We start from the raw sequence: 17528 nt of genomic DNA, 5'->3' as shown, positions 1-17528 counted from the left end.
GACATGGCACCCGACAGCCTGAAACTCACGGGCGGCGAGATCGCCGTCAACGGCCGCCGCTACCGCCTGCCGACCCGGCCGACCGTCGTTGTCTGCATCGACGGCTCGGAGCCGGGCTACATCGAGCGGGCGGTCGAGGCGGGACGGGCGCCGTGGTTCGGCAAGGTCCTTGCGGAGGGGACGAACCTGCGGGCCGACTGCGTCGTGCCGAGCTTCACCAACCCCAACAACCTTTCCATCGTCACCGGCCGCCCGCCGGCCGAGCACGGGATCTGCGGCAACTACTTCCTCGATCCCGAGACCGGGAAAGAGGTCATGATGAACGATCCGAAGTTCCTGCGGATCGAGACGCTGTTCCCGGCCTTCCAGCGCGCCGGCTGCCGCATCGCCGTGGTCACCGCCAAGGACAAGCTGCGCGGCCTGCTCGGCAAGGGGCTGGCGCTGGCACCGGGCAAGGCCTGCAGCTTCTCGTCGGAGAAGTCGGACCAGGCGACGCTGGCCGAGAACGGCATAGACAAGGTGAACGAGCTCGTCGGCATGGCCGTGCCCGACGTCTACAGCGCCGGCCTGTCGGAGTTCGTGTTCGCCGCCGGCGTGAAGCTGATGGAGCGCGACCGGCCGGAGATCATGTATCTCTCCACGACCGACTACATTCAGCACAAGCATGCGCCGGGCACGCCGGTGGCCAACGACTTCTACGCCATGATGGACGGCTACATGGCGAAGCTCGACGCGCTCGGCTGCACCATCGTGCTGACGGCCGACCACGGCATGAACGCCAAGTTCGGCGACGACGGCCAGCCCGACGTGATCTACCTGCAGGACCTGTTCGACGGCTGGCTGGGCACGGACGCGGCGCGGGTGATCCTGCCGATCACGGACCCTTATGTCGTGCATCACGGCGCGCTGGGCTCGTTCGCGGTGGTCTACCTGCCCGAGGGCACGACCGCCGAAGCCATGGCGGCCAGGCTGAAGGCGATGCCGGGCATCGAGGCCGCGCTGACGAAGTCCGAGGCGGCGGCGCGCTTCGAGCTGCCGGCCGACCGGCTGGGCGATCTCGTCGTGGTCTCGACCCGGCACAAGGTGCTGGGCACCTCGGCGGCGCGCCACGACCTCTCCGGGCTGACCGAGCCCCTTCGCAGCCATGGCGGCATCTCGGAGCAGACCGTGCCGCTGATCTGCAACCGCATGCTGGCGGCCGCCGACGGCTCGCGCCATTGGCGGAACTTCGACGCCTTCGACCTCGCCCTCAACCTCGTCGCCTGAAGGGGACAGACATGGACACGGTGATCCGGAGCGACGTCCGGCACGAAATGCTGCGCATCGCCGGCCGGAAGGTCGAGACCAAGGCCCGCCTCGAGGTGCGCTTCCCCTGGGACAACCGCCTGGTCGGCAGCGTGCCGCGGGCCACGCCCGAGCTGGTGGCCGAGGCCTTCCGCATCGCCCATGGCTACAAGCCGACGCTGACGCGCTACCAGCGCCAGCAGATCCTGCTCAAGACGGCCGAGTTGCTGGTCGCGCGCAAGGAGGAGCTGTCGCGCCTGATCACTCTCGAATCCGGCCTCTGCCTGAAGGATTCGCAGTACGAGGTCGGCCGCGCCTACGACGTCTTCACCTTCGCCGGCCAGCTCTGCCTGCTCGACGACGGCCAGACCTTCTCCTGCGATCTCACCCCGCACGGCAAGTCGCGCAAGATCTTCACCCTGCGCCAGCCGCTCAACGCCATCTCTGCGATCACGCCGTTCAACCACCCGCTGAACATGGTGGCGCACAAGCTGGCGCCGGCCTTCGCCACCAACAATTGCGTGGTGCTGAAGCCGACCGAGCTGACGCCGCTCACCGCCCTGTTCCTGGCCGACACGCTCTACGAGGCCGGCCTGCCGCCGGAGATGCTGTCGGTCATCACCGGCAATCCGTCGGACATCGGCGATGCGATGATCACCGATCCGCATGCCGACCTCGTCACCTTCACGGGCTCGGTCCGGGTCGGCAAGCACATCGCCGCCACCGCGGGCTACAAGCGGCTGGTTCTGGAGCTGGGCGGCAACGATCCGCTGATCGTCATGGAGGATGCCGACCTCGACAGGGCGGCCGAGCTCGCGGTCGCCGGCGCCACCAAGAACTCGGGCCAGCGCTGCACGGCGGTGAAGCGCATCATCGTCGTCGACAGCGTGGCCGATGCCTTCGTCGAGCGTGTGCTCGCCCGGGCCAGGAAGCTCAAGGCCGGCGATCCGCTCGATCCCGAGACGGACGTCGGCACGGTGATCCACGAGCGCGCGGCGACGCTGTTCCAGGATCGCGTGTCGGCTGCCGTCGCCAACCATGGCGCCCGGCTGCTGCACGGCAACGACCGGCGCGGCGCGCTCTTCCCGCCCACCGTGGTCGACCGTGTCGATCCGGCCTGCGAGCTGGTGCGCGAGGAGACGTTCGGTCCGGCCATTCCGGTGATCCGGGTCAAGGACATCGACCATGCCATCCGGGTCTCGAACGGCACGGCCTACGGCCTGTCGTCCGGCGTCTGCACCGACCGGCTGGATTACATCACGCGCTTCGTCGACGAATTGCAGGTCGGAACGGTCAACGTCTGGGAAGTGCCGGGCTACCGGATCGAAATGTCGCCGTTCGGCGGCATCAAGGATTCCGGCCTCGGCTACAAGGAAGGCGTGCTCGAGGCGATGAAAAGTTTCACGAATGTGAAGACCTGGTCGCTGCCCTGGCCCGGCTGACGCGCTAAGATCGCGGCTTGAGTTAGGGAGTAAACACCATCGTGCTCGTCAACCGTCGTCGTGTGGTCGCGGCTTCCGCGGCCCTTTTCGCCATGCCCGGCATGGCACGCGCCCAGGCCTGGCCGGCCAAGCCCATCAAGATGATCGCGCCCTATCCGCCGGGCGGCGGCGTCGACACCGTGGCGCGCGGCTTCTCCGAGAAGCTCGCCCCCAAACTGGGGCAGACTATCGTGGTCGACAACCAGCCGGGCGCCGGCGCCACGATCGGCGCGGCCGCTCTGCAGCGCAGCCCGGCCGACGGCTACACGCTGATGGTCGGCAGCATGGTCGACTACTCGATCGCGCCCTACGTCCACCAGAACCTCACCTTCGACATGGCGCGCGACTTCGTGCCCATCGTCGAGATCGGCAACGGGACCGTCGGCGTGCTCGTGACGCCCAGCCTGCCGGTCAACTCCGTCCAGGAGCTGATCGCCTACGCCAAGGCCAATCCCGGCAAGCTGTCCTACGCCTCGTCGGGCTTCGGCGGGCTGATCCATCTCAACTACGAGATGCTGAAGCAGATGACCGGGGCGGAGATGACGCACGTCCCCTACAAGGGCACGTCGTTCTTCCAGGGCGACCTCTACGAGGGCCGCGTCCAGGTCTCGATCGACAACGTGCTGGCGCACCTGCCGCACATCGCCTCGGGCAAGGTGCGCTGCCTCGCCGTCACCAGCAAGGTCCGCTCGCCGCTGCTGCCGGACGCGCCCACGATGGCCGAAGCCGGCGTGCCGGGTTTCGAATCGGCGACCAACTACACGCTGTTCGCGCCCAAGGCCGTGTCCGCCGACATCGTCGCGAAGCTCAACGGCGCCGGCAACGAGGTCATCGCCGACGGCGACTTCAAGGCGCGCATGCTGAAGCTCGGCATCGTGCCGTCGGGCACCACGCTCGACGCGACGCAGGCCAAGATGGGCAGCGAGATCAAGCGCTGGGGCGACGTCATCGTGAAGGGCAAAATCAAGCCGTCCTGACGAGTCCCGCGGCGGGATCCCGGTTGCCTTGCGGGGGTGCAGCATGCACCCTCGCGCGCAGGAGGATTCGCCCATGAGCGTCAGCCAGGTCGACAAGGCCAAGAAGTTCCGCGCCCTGCACGAGGCGCCGGGGGCCTTCGTCATTCCCAACCCGTGGGACGCGGGTTCGGCCCGCCTGTTGGCCGGTCTCGGCTTCGAGGCGCTGGCCACGTCGAGCGGCGCCAAGGCCGGCGTGCTGGGCAAGCGCGACGGCCGGGTGTCGCGCGCCGAGGCCCTGGCGAATGCCCGCATGATCGTCGAGGCCTGCGACCTGCCGGTGGCGGCCGACCTGGAGAAGGGTTTCGGGGATGCCCCGGACGCCGCCGCCGAGACCATCCGCCAGGCGGCGGAGGTCGGGCTGGTGGGCGGCTCGATCGAGGATGCGACGGGCGACAAGGACAAGCCGCTCTACGGCATCGAGGAAGCGGCGGCCCGGGTGGCGGCGGCCGTCAAGGCGGCGCGCGCGCTGTCCTTTCCCTTCACCCTGACCGCGCGGGCCGAGGGATTCCTGCGCGGCCGGCCCGATCTTGACGACGTCATCAAGCGGCTTCAGGCCTTCGAGGCCGCCGGGGCCGATGTCCTGTTCGCGCCGGGATTGCCAGATCTTGCTGCCGTAAAGACAGTGTGCGCAGCCGTGCGCAAGCCCTTCAACTTCATGGTCGGCATCAAGGGACGGTCGTTCAGCAAGGCAGAGCTCGAGGCCGCGGGCGTGAAGCGCATCAGCCTCGCGACGTCGCTCTACCGGGCGGCGATGACCGGCCTGCTCGACGCCGCAAAGGAGGTGAAGGACAAGGGCACCTTCACCTATCTCGACCGCTCGATCCCGACGCCCGAGCTGAACGCCTTCATGAAGGAGTGACGGCGCCTACTTGCCGGGTTCCTTGCAGGTCAGGCTGCCGGGCGCCGGTTTGGTCCCGCGGTCGATGTCGTAGGTATCGGGCAGGAACTTGTTCTTGACCAGCTTGCCCGAGACCTCGATCTGGGCGCCGGGCTTGCACCCCTTGTCGTTCCGGCTGGTGACGAGCCCGAACTGGCAGGCCGTCTTCGTGTCGCGGAAGAACACGACGCCGGCCGCATCGACCGCCTTGTCGATCGTCCCGGACATGGTGACTTGTTTGCCCTCCTGGTCGTCGCAGAACTGGGCAAGAGCGGGCGCGGCCTGCAGACACAGCAGGACGGCCAGGGTGATCACGGCAACCCTCGACGGGGTCGGCATCTGTCTGTTTTCCTCACACACGATCGAACGCTCAGGATAGGGTCACGGGCCCTGCCCGTGAAGGGCCCGGCTCGCGCAGCCCGGCCTTGGCCAGCCCGTCGAGGATGCGCTGGAAGTCGGCCGCATTGCGGTAGGGCAGGACCGCCTCGCGCTGGACCACCGAGAAGGCGGGGTTGACCTCCAGCAGGCCGGCCCAGGCGGCCCGGGCCTCGTCGATCCGGCCGAGATGGCCGTAGGCGGCGGCCAGGAACATGCGGCTGGCGTCGGTGTTGGGATTGCGCGCGATGCGCTCGAGGAGATGGGTCACGGCCGGCTCGTCCTCGCCCAGGCTGAAATGCGCCTGCGCGACGAGGTGCAGCAGGATGTTGGGATAGTGCGGGTCGAGGCGCATGGCCACCGCCAGCGCCACCAGGGCCTCGCGGGATCGGCCGCCGTACATCAGCGCCATGCCGCGCAGCGCGTGCCCCTGGGCATAGTTGGGGTCGAGGTCGACCGCTTGGTCGAGCTCCGTCAGCGCCTCGTCGTGCCGCCGGCGCCAGACCAGCACGTTGCCCAGCGCCACGTGGCCGCCCGGCTGGCGGTCGTCGAGCTCGATGGCGCGCCGCGCCCAGCCTTCGCCGTCGTCGAGGGCGAGCGCGGGGTCGGGGCCCCAGCCGTTGACGTAGTCGGACACCGCCGCGAAGGCGAGGCCGACATGCGGGGCGGCGAAATTGGGGTCGAGGGCCAGCGCGCGGCGATGCAGGGCGCGGGCCTCGGCGATCGATTCCGCCGTGCCGCGGCCCAGCAGCTGGCGGGCGCGCAGCCAGGATTCGTAGGCCGCGACGTTGCGCGTGCCGCCGCGCCGCAGGTCCTGCTCCTCGACGCGGCTCAGCTTGACCGCCAGCGCCTCGACGATGCGATGCACGACCTCGTCCTGCGTGGCGAAGATGTCGGTCATCTCGCGATCGAAGCGGTCGGCCCACAGGTGCCCGCCGCTCTCCGCGTCGACGAGCTGGGCGGTGATGCGCACCCTGTTGCCGGCCTTGCGGATGCTGCCTTCGAGCACGAAGCGCACGCCGAGCTCGCGGCCGATCTCCTGCACCTTCACGGCCCGGCCCTTGTAGGTGAAGGAGGAGTTGCGGGCGATCACGAACAGGGCCGAGACCTTCGACAGGTCGGTGATCAGGTCCTCCGAGATGCCGTCGCTGAAATACTCCTGGTCGCTGTCGCCGCTCATGTTGGCGAACGGCAGCACGGCGATCGACGGCTTGTCCGGCACGGCGGGGAGGGATCGGCGCCCGGCGGCGGCGGCACCGACCCGGAAGACGCGGACCGGCCGGGCGATGTTCTTGACCGGCTTCTCGCCCAGGTCCTCGAGCACGACGCCGAGCTTGTCCTGCACCGAATCGCGGACCGCGCGCGACACGAAGATGCCGCCGGGATCGGCCAGCGATTCCAGGCGCGCGGCGATGTTGACGCCGTCGCCGAAGATGTCCTCGCCCTCGATGATGACGTCGCCGACGTTGATACCGATGCGGAACTCGATCCGCCCATCCTCGGCCGCCGCCTTGTTGCGGTCGGCCATGCCGGCCTGGATGGCGAGCGCGCAGCGTACCGCCTCGACGGCGCTGGCGAAGTCGACCAGCAGCCCGTCGCCCGTGCGCTTCACGATGCGGCCGCGGTGGGTCGCGATGTGGGGCTCGATCAGCTCGCCGAGATGCGCCTTCAGGCGGCGCAGCGTGCCTTCCTCGTCCCGGTTCATCAGCCGGCTGTAGCCGGCGACGTCGGCGGCCAGGATGGCCGCCAGTCTTCGTTCAGGACGCTGTTCGTGCATGGATCGGGGTTTCCAGGCCTCAGGATAGCGATGCACGTTCCTCTGCGCGAGATGGTTGCCACGCGCGGCAGGCTCGAAGAAGCTGGGAATATGGATACGGTCGCCGACAATGCACGCGCCAAAAGCGAACATCTCGACGTGTTGATCGTCGGCGCCGGCCTGTCGGGCATCGGCGCCGCCTGGCATCTGCAGGATCGATGCAAGGGAATGAGCTACGCCATCCTGGAAGCGCGATCGGCCAGCGGCGGCACCTGGGACCTCTTCCGCTATCCCGGGATCCGGTCCGATTCCGACATGTACACGCTGGGCTACGCCTTCCGGCCCTGGAAGGACGCCAAGGCGATCGCCGACGGGCCGGCGATCCTGTCCTACATCCGCGAAGTGGCGCGGGATCACGGCATCGACCGCCGGATCCGGTATGGCCATCGCGTCGTCGCAGCCGCGTGGTCGAGCGAAGAGGCGCGATGGACGGTCGAGATCGCGCACGGCGACGGCGAGCGGGCGACGATGACCTGCGGCTTCCTGTGGATGTGCAGCGGCTACTACGACTATGCCGCGGGCTACACGCCGGACTTCGCCGGCACCGAGCGCTTCCGGGGGCGGATCGTGCACCCCCAGAAGTGGACCGACGATATCGATTACGCGGGCAAGAAGGTCGTCGTCATCGGCAGCGGGGCGACCGCGGTGACCCTGGTGCCGGCGATGGCCGAGCAGGCAGCGCACGTCACCATGCTTCAGCGGTCGCCCACCTACGTCGTGGCGCGGCCGGCCGAGGACGCCCTGGCCAACCGGATGCGCCGCCGCCTGCCGGCGGGCCTCGCCTACGGGCTCACGCGGTGGAAGAACGTGGCGCTCGGCATGGTCTTCTACCGCCTCTGCAAGCGGCGGCCGGAGCGTGCCAGGGCGATGATCATGAAGGGCGTGCGGGCCTGCCTCGGTCCCGACTACGATGTCGAGACGCACTTCACGCCGCGCTACGACCCGTGGGACCAGCGCCTGTGCCTGGTGCCTGATGCCGACCTGTTCCGCGCCCTTCGCGGCGGCCGGGCCTCGGTCGTCACCGACGAGATCGAGACCTTCACCGAGACGGGACTGCGGCTGAGGTCGGGTGCCGAACTGGACGCCGAACTGATCGTGACGGCCACAGGCCTGTCGCTGCAGGCGCTGGGCGGCATGACGCTCAGCGTCGACGGCCGCCGGATCGAGCCCGGCGAGACGGTCTCCTACAAGGGCATGATGTACAGTGACGTCCCCAACTTCGCCGTCGTGTCGGGCTACACCAACGCCTCGTGGACGCTGAAGGCCGATCTCGTCTCGGCCTATGTCTGCCGGCTGCTGAACCACATGCGTCGCAACGGCCTGCGCCAGTGCGTGCCGCGACTCGACGATCCGGCGATGGAGCGCCTGCCGGCGTTGGATTTCTCGTCGGGTTACATCCGTCGCGCCATCGACCGGCTGCCGAAGCAGGGCGTGCGGCGGCCGTGGCGGCTGTACCAGAACTATCTCCTCGATCTGCTCAGCCTGCGCTTCGGCTCCCTGCGCGATCGGGCGATGATCTTTTCTAGGTGAAGGTCAGGGTCACCGAACCGAACGGTCCGAAGTCGGCGACATAGGTCTGCCCGGCGCGCGGCGCCAGCATGCCGGTGAGCGTGCCGGTGCTGACCGTCTGCCCGGCCTTCAGGCCGACGCCGGTCCGCGACAGCTCGTTGGCGAGCCAGGCGAGCGGCGCCATCGGATGATCGAGGGCGGCTGCGGCGGTGCCGCGGCGGCGTACCGTGCCGTCGCAGGAGAGCGTCGCTTCCTGGGCGGGGACGTCGCGGTCGCGCCAGCCCTCGATGGCTGGGCCGTAGATGATCGTGCCGGATCCCGCGCCGTCCGCGAGGATCGCCGGCAGGGGCGGAAAGGCCTGGTCGTGGACGAAGCGGCATTCCGCCAGTTCGAGGCCCGGGTGCAGGGACGCAACGGCGTCCGTGACCTCCGCGATCGTGTACGGCCGGTCGCGCGGCGGCAGGTCGCGGCCGAGCCTGGCCTGGTACTCGACCTCGGGGATCGGGCTGAGCAGCGTCGCGTGCGCGACGGTGACCGGGGTCGCCTTCACGAAGGGCGCGAAGACGCGGCCGTAGATCGGCGAATCGGTGCGCAGCGCCGCCTGCATCTCGGCCTTCATGGCCGCGATCTTCCAGCCGCCGACGTCCCATCCCAGTTCCTCGGCGACGCGCGCGGCCACGCGATAGGCCGTATCCTTGTCGGGCGGGACGAGGCGCGGATCGAGGCCGCTCTGCTGCCGGGCGGCGCGGCGCAGGTCGGCGAGGAGGCGGGCGAGTTCCCGTTGCGCGGTCAGGTCCATCAGTGTCTTCTCGGCGTCTTCGACTCAGGAGGAAACCTCATGCCGGGCCAGGCCGAGAATGGCCAGACCTTCCGTGCCCGGCGCGCGCGGCCGGCCGTGCCGGGACCGGGCGAGGGCAAGCGCGGCCCCGAGGGCCATCTCGGCTACCTCGTGCGGCAGGCCGGCGCCGCGGTCCGCGGCGCCCTGGACAGGGCGCTGGCGGACCTCGGTGTCACGCCGCCGCAATTTGCCGTGCTTACGATGGTCGTGGCCTATCCCGGCCTGTCCGGCGCCGATCTCGCGCGGCTCACCTTCCTGACGCCGCAGACGATCAACGTCATCGTGCGCAACCTGGAGAAGGCCGGGCTGGTGCAGAAATCGGCCCATGCCTTGCATGGGCGGGTCCTTCCGCTCGCGGCGACGCCGCGCGGGCGGACACTGCTTCGGCGCTGCCGCACCCGCGTGGCGGCGGTTGAGGCGCGGCTCGCCGGCCTGGCGGGACGCGGCGAGGAGGAGGTCGTGCGGCGATGGCTGAGCGGCGTCGCGGAGACGCTGGCTGGCGACCGAGGGGAACGCTAAGGTTTGCTGCCTGTTGGCAGAGGGGGATTGAATGATGGGATACGGAATGGGTCGCCGCGTCGCCCTGGGCGCGCTGGCGATGGCGGCGGCGGTCGGGCTGGCGCAGCCCGCCATGGCGCAGAAGACGCGGCTCACGGTCTACACGGCGCTGGAGAACGACCAGCTCGATCCGTTCAAGAAGGCGTTCGAGGCGGACAATCCCGGCATCGAGATCGCCTGGGTGCGCGATTCGACGGGCGTCGTCACCGCCAAGCTGATCGCCGAGAAGGACAATCCCCGCGCCGACATCATCTGGGGCCTGGCGGCCTCGAGCATCGCGCTGTTCGGCGACATGGGCATGCTGCAGCCCTACACGCCGGCCGGCGACGCCCAGATCAAGCCTATGTTCAAGAGCGGCAAGAAGCCCGAGACCTGGGTCGGCATGGACGCCTACCTCTCGCTAGTCTGCTTCAACACCGTCGAGGGCAAGAAGGGCAACAAGGCCGTGCCGGCGAGCTGGGCCGACCTGATCAAGCCCGAGTACAAGGACTCGATCGTGATGCCGAACCCGGCCTCGTCCGGCACCGGCTATCTCACCGTCGCCGCCTGGCTGCAGATCATGGGCGAGGAGGCGGGCTGGAAGTTCATGGACGCCCTGCACCAGAACATCGCCCAGTACATCCATTCCGGCTCGGCGCCCTGCGTGCAGGCCGCCAAGGGCGAGCGCCTGATCGGCATCGGCCTCGACATGCGTGGCGCCTCGGAGAAGACCAAGGGCGCGCCCATCGAGCTGATCGTGCCGAAGGAGGGCGTGGGCTGGGAGCTCGAGGCGACGGCCATCGTCAAGGGCACCAAGAACCTCGACGCGGCGAAGAAGCTCGCCGACTGGGCCGTCACCAAGAAGGCCAACGAGCTCTACGCCAAGTCCTACGCGGTCGTCGCCTATCCCGGCATCGACGCGCTACCCAAGAACTATCCGGCGAATGCCGAGAAGGCCATGATCAAGAACGACATGGACTGGATGGCCAAGAACCGCGAGCGCATCCTCGCCGAATGGACCAAGCGCTACGACGGCAAGTCGGCGCCGAAGAAGTAACACGCGCTGCGTGTCGTCCCGAACGCAACGAGGGATCCCTGCGGTAACGGCAGGGGTCCCTCGACCCGTGGCCCCGGTCTGACGGCGATGGCCTATCTCGAAGTCCGCAACCTCGGCAAGCGCTACGGCACCTTCACGGCGCTGGGCAACGTCTCGCTGGAAGTCGGCGAGGGCGAGTTCGTCTGCTTCCTCGGACCCTCGGGCTGCGGCAAGACCACCCTGCTGCGCGCCATCGCCGGGCTGGATCCGCAGACGTCGGGCACGATCCACCAGCAGGGGCGGGACGTCTCGGCCCTGCCGCCGGCCCGACGCGACTTCGGCATCGTCTTCCAGTCCTACGCGCTCTTCCCCAATCTCAGCGTGGCCGACAATGTCGGCTACGGGCTGGTGAGCCGCCGCCAGGGCCGGCGGGCGATCGCGGCGCGGGTCGATGAGCTGCTGACCCTGGTCGGCCTGCCGGATGCGGCGCGCAAATATCCGGCCCAGCTCTCGGGCGGCCAGCAGCAGCGCGTGGCGCTCGCCCGGGCGCTCGCCACCTCGCCGGGCCTGCTGCTGCTCGACGAGCCCCTGTCGGCCCTCGACGCGAGGGTGCGCCTGCGTCTGCGCCACGAGATCAAGGCGCTGCAGCGCCGGCTGGGCGTCACCACCATCATGGTGACCCACGACCAGGAAGAGGCGCTCACCATGGCCGACCGCATCGTGGTCATGAACCACGGCGCGATCGAGCAGGTCGGCGCGCCGCAGGAAATCTACCGGCGGCCGGCGACGGCCTTCGTTGCCGACTTCGTGGGCTCCATGAACTTCCTGCCCGGCCGGCTCGCGGCGGCCGACCGCGTCGAGGTCGCGGGGCTGGCGCTGGCCTGCCTGCCGCAGGACGGGCTGGTCGCTGGAGGCGGGGTGCAGCTCTGCATCCGGCCGGAGGACGTCCAGGTCCGCGACGTGCCGGCCGATGCCGCCAACCGCCTGCCAGTCGAGGTCACCGAACTCGATTTCGTCGGCTCGTTCTGCCGCGCCGGGCTCGCCGTCCGCGACCGTCCCGACCTGTCCCTGACCGCCGACTTCTCGTCCAACCTCATGCGCGACCTCGGCGTCGCGGCCGGCAGCCGCCTCGACATAGCCCTGCCGCCGGACCGCCTGCGGATCTTCGCCGCGTGAGCGTGCCGGCTGCGCCGGCGCGCCGCGCCGGCATCGGCCTGTCGCGCGACGATCTCGTCATGCGCGGCGGCGTGCTGGCGCTGGCGGCGGTGCTGCTTGTCACGGTCGGCCTGCCGCTCTGGGCGCTGCTGGCCAAGGGCTTCGAGGACCGCGACGGCCGCTTCGTCGGTCTCGCCAACTTCCATGCCTACTTCTCGACGCCGGCCCTGTTCGATTCGGCGCTGAACTCGCTGCACGTGGCCGTGGTGGCGACCGCGATCGTCGTGCCGCTCGCCTTCCTCTACGCCTATGCGCTCACCCGCGCCGTGCTGCCCCTGCGCGGACTCTTCCAGGCCGTCTCGCTGGTGCCGATCTTCGCGCCATCCCTGCTGCCCGGCATCGCGCTCGTCTACCTGTTCGGCAACCAGGGCTTCTTCAAGGACTGGCTGTCTGGTCCGGTCTACGGCTTCCAGGGCATCGTCATTGCCCAGGTCTTCTACTGCTTCCCGCATGCCACGCTGATCCTGGTGACGGCGCTGGCGACCGCCGACGCGCGGCTCTACGAGGCGGCCGACGTGCTCGGCGCCTCGCGGCTGCGCACCTTCTTCACGGTGACGCTGCCCGGCGCGAAGTACGGCGTGATCAGCGCAGCCCTGGTCGTGTTCACCCTGGTCATCACCGACTTCGGCATCCCCAAGGTGATCGGCGGCAACTACAACGTGCTCGCCACCGATGTCTACAAGCAGGTGATCGGTCAGCAGAACTTCTCGATGGGAGCGGTGGTCGGCATGGTGCTGCTGGCGCCGGCGGCGCTCGCCTTCGCGGTCGACCGCCTGGTCCAGCGCCGGCAGGTGGCGCTGCTGACGGCACGGGCCGTGCCGCTGGTGCCGCGGCGCCGGCTCGGGCGGGACCTCGCTTTGTCGCTCTTCTGCGGCCTGGTCGCGATCGGGATCCTGACGGTCGTCGGCATGGCGGCATGGGGCTCTCTGATCAAGTACTGGCCCTACAATCTCGCCCTGACGCTCGACAATTACGACTTCGCGCAGTTCGATGCCAACGGCTGGGACTCCTACTTCAACTCGCTGGGCATGGCGGCCGGGGCGGCCGTCTTCGGCACGGCGTTGATGTTCGTCGGCGCCTGGCTGAACGAGAAGACCCGGGGCTTCCACGTGGTGCGCGGCGTGGTCCAGCTGCTGGCCTTCCTGCCGATGGCGGTGCCGGGGCTGGTGCTCGGCCTGGGCTACATCTTCTTCTTCAACGCCCCGGGCAACCCGCTCAACTTCCTCTACGCGACCATGGCGATCCTGGTGATCAACACCGTGGCGCACTTCTACACTGTCGGGCACCTCACCGCGACGACGGCGCTGAAGCAGATCGATCCCGAGTTCGAATCGGTCTCGGCCTCGCTCAAGGTGCCGGTGACGCGCACCTTCCTGCGCGTCACCGCGCCAATCTGCCTGCCTGCGATCCTCGACATCGCGATCTATCTGTTCGTCAACGCCATGACGACGGTGTCGTCGGTCATCTTCCTCTATTCGCCGGACACCAAGCTCGCATCGGTGGCGGCCGTGAACATCGAGGAAGCCGGGACGACGGCGGCGGCCGCCGCGCTCTGCGTCGTGATCGCCGTCACCTCTGCCGCGGTGAAGGGCCTGCATCTCCTCGCCGAGCGTTTCCTGTTCGGCCATCTGCAGGCCTGGCGTCGCCGCTGAACGCGTTCGGGCGCCGCCGACGCTTTGACAAGGCGGCTTTGGCCTGTAGCATCCGAATGTCGGACCAAGTGTAGCGTACCGTTCCGGGTAATCGGGGATCCATACAATTGGGAGGCGACCACAATGGCCAAGATCAAGAGACGCAACTTTGCGAAAGCCGCCGTGGGCGGAGCCGCCGCGACAGCGGCGTTGACGACGGTGGCGGCACCGGCGATTTCACAGAATCGCCAGGAATGGCGCATGGTGACAAGCTGGCCGAAAATGTTTCCAGGCGGCGGTGTCGCCGCGGTGCGTTTCGCCGAGAAGATCAGTGACGCGACCGGCGGGCGTCTCACCATCAAGGTCTTCGCCGCCGGCGAGCTGGTGCCCGCCTTCGAGGCTTTCGATGCGGTCCAGCGCGGCACGGCCGACTGCATGCATTCCACGCCCTACTACTGGCAAAACAAGTCCAAGGTGCTGAGCGTCTTCACCACCGTGCCCTTCGGCATGACCAACAACGAATCGGTGGCATGGCTGCGCTACGGCGGCGGCCAGGCCCTGTGGGACGAGATCTACGGCAAGTTCGGACTGAAGGGCTTCCACGCCGGGTCGACCAGCGTGCAGATGGCCGGCTGGTTCAACAAGGAGATCAAGTCGGCGGCGGACTTCCAGGGCCTCAAGATGCGCATCCCCGGCCTCGGTGGCGAGGCGCTGCGCAAGCTCGGCGCGACAATCGTCAACCTGCCGGTCGGCGAGATCTTCGGCGCGCTGCAGTCCGGCGCCATCGACGCCACCGAGTGGGTCGGTCCGTGGCAGGACCTGGCGGCCGGCTTCTACAAGGTCGCCAAGTACTATTACTGGCCGGGCATGCACGAGCCGGCGACGCTGAACGAGATCACCGTCAACAAGGCGAAGTTCGACGCGCTGCCGAAGGACGTCCAGCAGATCTTCGCCTGGGGCTGCGGCGACGAGCAAAGCCAGCTCACGGCCGAGAACGACGCCAGCAACTCGGGAGCGCTCGAGGTGCTGATCAAGCAGCACAACGTCCAGCTCAAGAAGCTGCCGGACGAGTTCATCAAGGCCTACGGCAAGGCCGTGGCCGAGGTGATGAAGGAAATGCGCGACTCGGGCGACGAGATCACCAAGAAGACGCTCGATTCCTACTACAAGTTCCAGCGCGAGCAGATGGCCTGGACGCGCATCGGTCTGCAGGAGTACCTCAACGCCCGCCTGATCGGCTTCCAGTTCACCTGAGGCGATCCGAAGCGGAGATTGGGAAGGGCCGGCGGCAGCGCCGGCCCTTCACTTTTTCAGGAGCCGGTCGAGGACAGGGTCGTTGTCCGCGGGCCTGTTGGTCGTCGGCTGGTTGAGGATCTGGTCGAGCGGCGAGCCCGACGAAGGCGCGGTCGACGGCGTCTTCAGGATGTCGTCGAGCACGGAACCCGATCCCGATCCCGGCCCGGAGGCGGGCGACGGTTCGCCCATGATGGCGACCGGATCGGGGAACACCACCTTGGGCAGCCAGGTGGCGAGCTCGGGGAAGACCCACAGGACGGCAATTGCCGCCGCCTGCAGGCCGACGAACGGGACGATGCCACGATAGATGGCGCCGGTCGTGATCGATGCCGGCGCGACGGCACGCATGTAGAACAGCGCGAAGCCGACCGGCGGCGTGAGGAAGGCGGTCTGCAGGTTGATGCCGATCATGACCCCGAGCCACACCGGGCTCACGCCCATGGCGATGATCACCGGCGCCGTGATGGGCACGACGATCAGCACGATCTCGATCGTGTCCATGAAGAAGCCGAGCACGAACATGACCATCATCACGGCCATGACCGCGCCGAAGGTTCCGCCCGGCACGTCGACGAGCAGCTGCTCGACGAGATGCTCGCCGCCCAGGCCGCGGAACACCAGCGAGAACACCGAGACGCCAAGCACGATGCCGAATACCAGGGCGCTGATCACCGCGGTGTTGCGCATCACGGCCAGCAGGGTGGCGAACGAGAAGGCCCGGTTGGCGACGGCGAGGATGATCGAGCCCAGCGCACCGATCGAGGCCGCCTCGGTCGGCGTGGCGATGCCGGCCAGGATGGATCCCAGCACCGCCACGATGAGCAGCAGCGGCGGGATCAGGGCCCGCACGAAGCGCCGGCCGAGCGAGGCCCGCTCGGCATCGTTCATCACCAGCGCCGGACAGGTCGCCGGCCGCAACACGGCGAGAATGATGATGTAGAGGATATAAAGCGCGACCAGCGCCAGGCCGGGGAGGAAGGCGCCGGCGAAGAGATCGCCGACCGAGATCGGCTCGAGCGCCTTGCCGGTGCGCTGGGCGGCCAGCTGGTTGGCGCCCATCAGCAGGTCGCCGACGAAGATCAGGATCACCGAAGGCGGAATGATCTGGCCGAGCGTGCCGGAGGCGCAGATCACGCCGGTGGCGAGCCCGGGATTGTAGCCGGCGCGCATCATCGCCGGCAGGCTGAGCAGGCCCATGGTGACGACGGTGGCGCCGACCACGCCGGTCGAGGCCGCGAGCAGCGCGCCCACGATCACGACGGAGATGGCGAGCCCGCCGCGCAGGCTGCCGAACAGCTGCCCCATCGTCTCGAGCAGGGCCTCGGCGATCTTCGAGCGTTCGAGCACCGCGCCCATGAAGATGAAGAGCGGCACGGCGACCAGCACCTCGTTGGTCATCAGGCCGAAGTAGCGCGACGGCAGGCTGGTCAGGATGATCGGGTCGAAGACGCCGAGCCACCAGCCCAGCGCCGCGAAGACGAGCGAGAAGCCCGCCAGGCTGAAGGCGATCGGAAAGCCGCACAGCACGCCGAACGTGGCGACGACGAACAGGCCGATGGCCAGGATATCGGCGATCAGTTCATTGGACATTGCGCCGCCCTCAGCCCAGCGGTCCGGTCAGGGTCTCGTTGGGCGGTGGCTCGCGGCCATTCAGCACCAGGATGGACCGGCCGATCCAGGCCAGCCCCTGCAGCGCCAGCAGCACGACGAAGCCGATGATCGCCGACTTCAGCACGTACATGGCCGGCATGCCGTTGCTCTGCACGGAGATCTCGTTCGTCTGCCAGGAGTAGGAGACATAGGTCCACGACGTCCAGCCGAGCAGCGCCAGCCATGGCATCAGGAGGAAGACGACCCCGAGCAGGTCGATCCAGGCCCTGCCGCGCGCGCTGAGCCGGGCGTAGATGATGTCCACCCGGACATGGGCGTTGAGGAGATAGGCGAAGCCTGCCGCCAGCAGGAACGTCATGGCGTGCGTCCAGACGTAGAGTTCCTGCATCCAGACCCGGCCCATCCCGAGCGAGTAACGCAAGAACACCACGGTGCCGCAGACCACCACCGTCGCCAGCGTCAGCCATGCGACAACCCGGCCCACGACCCGGTTGATCCAGTCGATGGCCGCGACGGCGCGCGCAACAGAATCCATGCCGAGCCTCCCGATCCGTCGTCCGCCGTCTTGATGGTCTCTCGAAGGACCGTGGCGGTTCGATCAGGCAGGAGCGTAGCGCATGACCTTCGGAGGTGCGAGCGGCACGTTGACTCCCGCTTCGGTCGCGAATTCTACGCAAACGATGGACGTAAACCTCGATGGCGTTCGAGGCGAGGTCCTGTGCCGGCCCGAACACGTTGCCTTCGAGCATGCCGTACGACACGACCTGGCCACGGCGCTTTAGCCGGACCTCAAGCACGTCGACATTACGGGCGGGAAGGGTGAGCATGCGCCCGTCGACGGCGACCCGCCCTCCGTCGGTGCGCAGCCACACCGTGCCGAGGGCGAGGGTCGGTCTCTCGGCGCCCGGCACGTATTGTCGTCGACGACCAGCAGCCTCATCCTGCCCCCGGGTTCCCGCCCGAACCCAGGCCGGCCTCCGAATCGCGTCGAGATGGGCATCAGGAA

General features: G+C 68.5%; 15 protein-coding genes and 1 pseudogene. 10 read left to right on the top strand and 6 right to left on the bottom strand.

Annotation, left to right across the window (positions count from 1 at the left end):
- Positions 1-3 precede the first annotated feature (3 nt).
- From phnA to ACO073_RS20985, 4 genes are all read left to right on the top strand, one after another.
- On the top strand, positions 4-1266 hold the full coding sequence (gene phnA, locus ACO073_RS21000; protein ID WP_421999978.1) for a phosphonoacetate hydrolase: 1263 nt from the start codon (positions 4-6) through the stop codon (positions 1264-1266).
- A gap of 11 nt (positions 1267-1277) precedes the next feature.
- Positions 1278-2726, top strand: a complete 1449-nt coding sequence (gene phnY, locus ACO073_RS20995; protein ID WP_421999976.1) for a phosphonoacetaldehyde dehydrogenase — start codon at positions 1278-1280, stop codon at positions 2724-2726.
- Between the two features lie 41 nt (positions 2727-2767).
- Positions 2768-3742: a Bug family tripartite tricarboxylate transporter substrate binding protein gene (locus ACO073_RS20990; protein ID WP_421999974.1), complete on the top strand. Its 975-nt coding sequence runs from the start codon at positions 2768-2770 to the stop codon at positions 3740-3742.
- A gap of 73 nt (positions 3743-3815) precedes the next feature.
- A complete protein-coding gene (locus ACO073_RS20985) occupies positions 3816-4640 on the top strand; it encodes an isocitrate lyase/PEP mutase family protein (protein ID WP_421999972.1) in 825 nt (274 codons plus the stop codon).
- A gap of 6 nt (positions 4641-4646) precedes the next feature.
- On the opposite strand, the gene ACO073_RS20980 is transcribed toward ACO073_RS20985, so the two are convergent.
- Both ACO073_RS20980 and ACO073_RS20975 read right to left on the bottom strand, forming a co-directional pair.
- Entirely contained in the window at positions 4647-4997 is a 351-nt protein-coding gene (locus ACO073_RS20980; protein WP_421999971.1) for a hypothetical protein, read from the bottom strand.
- A 31-nt stretch (positions 4998-5028) separates the two neighbouring features.
- On the bottom strand, positions 5029-6810 hold the full coding sequence (locus ACO073_RS20975) for an adenylate/guanylate cyclase domain-containing protein (protein WP_421999969.1): 1782 nt from the start codon (positions 6808-6810) through the stop codon (positions 5029-5031).
- Between the two features lie 90 nt (positions 6811-6900).
- Between ACO073_RS20975 and ACO073_RS20970 the strand changes: the two genes are divergently transcribed.
- Positions 6901-8379, top strand: coding sequence for a flavin-containing monooxygenase (locus ACO073_RS20970; protein WP_421999967.1), 1479 nt, complete (start codon positions 6901-6903; stop codon positions 8377-8379).
- Here ACO073_RS20970 and ACO073_RS20965 read toward each other — a convergent pair.
- Positions 8372-9157 carry a 2-keto-4-pentenoate hydratase gene (locus tag ACO073_RS20965; RefSeq protein WP_421999965.1) on the bottom strand — a complete coding sequence of 262 codons (786 nt, stop codon included), beginning with the start codon at positions 9155-9157 and terminating at the stop codon, positions 8372-8374. The genes ACO073_RS20970 and ACO073_RS20965 overlap by 8 nt on opposite strands.
- A gap of 39 nt (positions 9158-9196) precedes the next feature.
- Here ACO073_RS20965 and ACO073_RS20960 point away from each other — a divergent pair, with 39 nt between their 5' ends.
- The 5 genes from ACO073_RS20960 (at position 9197) to ACO073_RS20940 (ending at position 14869) form a co-directional block, all read left to right on the top strand.
- A complete protein-coding gene (locus ACO073_RS20960) occupies positions 9197-9715 on the top strand; it encodes a MarR family winged helix-turn-helix transcriptional regulator (RefSeq protein WP_421999964.1) in 519 nt (172 codons plus the stop codon).
- Between the two features lie 46 nt (positions 9716-9761).
- On the top strand, positions 9762-10790 hold the full coding sequence (locus ACO073_RS20955; protein ID WP_421999963.1) for a putative 2-aminoethylphosphonate ABC transporter substrate-binding protein: 1029 nt from the start codon (positions 9762-9764) through the stop codon (positions 10788-10790).
- Positions 10791-10877: 87 nt separating this feature from the next.
- Complete coding sequence (locus ACO073_RS20950) at positions 10878-11945, top strand: putative 2-aminoethylphosphonate ABC transporter ATP-binding protein (protein ID WP_421999962.1); 1068 nt, start codon at positions 10878-10880, stop codon at positions 11943-11945.
- A complete protein-coding gene (locus tag ACO073_RS20945; protein WP_421999960.1) occupies positions 11942-13636 on the top strand; it encodes a putative 2-aminoethylphosphonate ABC transporter permease subunit in 1695 nt (564 codons plus the stop codon). The genes ACO073_RS20950 and ACO073_RS20945 overlap by 4 nt, the downstream gene beginning before the upstream one ends.
- A 123-nt stretch (positions 13637-13759) precedes the next feature.
- Positions 13760-14869, top strand: a complete 1110-nt coding sequence (locus ACO073_RS20940; protein ID WP_421999959.1) for a TRAP transporter substrate-binding protein — start codon at positions 13760-13762, stop codon at positions 14867-14869.
- A gap of 48 nt (positions 14870-14917) precedes the next feature.
- Here the strand turns inward: ACO073_RS20940 and ACO073_RS20935 are convergent, their stop codons facing one another.
- From ACO073_RS20935 to ACO073_RS20925, 3 genes and pseudogenes are all read right to left on the bottom strand, one after another.
- On the bottom strand, positions 14918-16501 hold the full coding sequence (locus ACO073_RS20935) for a TRAP transporter large permease (protein WP_421999957.1): 1584 nt from the start codon (positions 16499-16501) through the stop codon (positions 14918-14920).
- A 10-nt stretch (positions 16502-16511) separates the two neighbouring features.
- A complete protein-coding gene (locus tag ACO073_RS20930; protein WP_421999956.1) occupies positions 16512-17057 on the bottom strand; it encodes a TRAP transporter small permease subunit in 546 nt (181 codons plus the stop codon).
- 133 nt (positions 17058-17190) lie between these two features.
- Positions 17191-17349, bottom strand: a pseudogene (locus ACO073_RS20925) (helix-turn-helix domain-containing protein); the annotation flags it as partial.
- Between the last annotated feature and the right edge of the window lie 179 nt (positions 17350-17528).

The organism is Reyranella sp. (assembly GCF_965229815.1).
Taxonomy (GTDB): Bacteria; Pseudomonadota; Alphaproteobacteria; order Reyranellales; family Reyranellaceae; genus Reyranella.
This window is presented reverse-complemented; position numbering and strand designations above follow the sequence as displayed.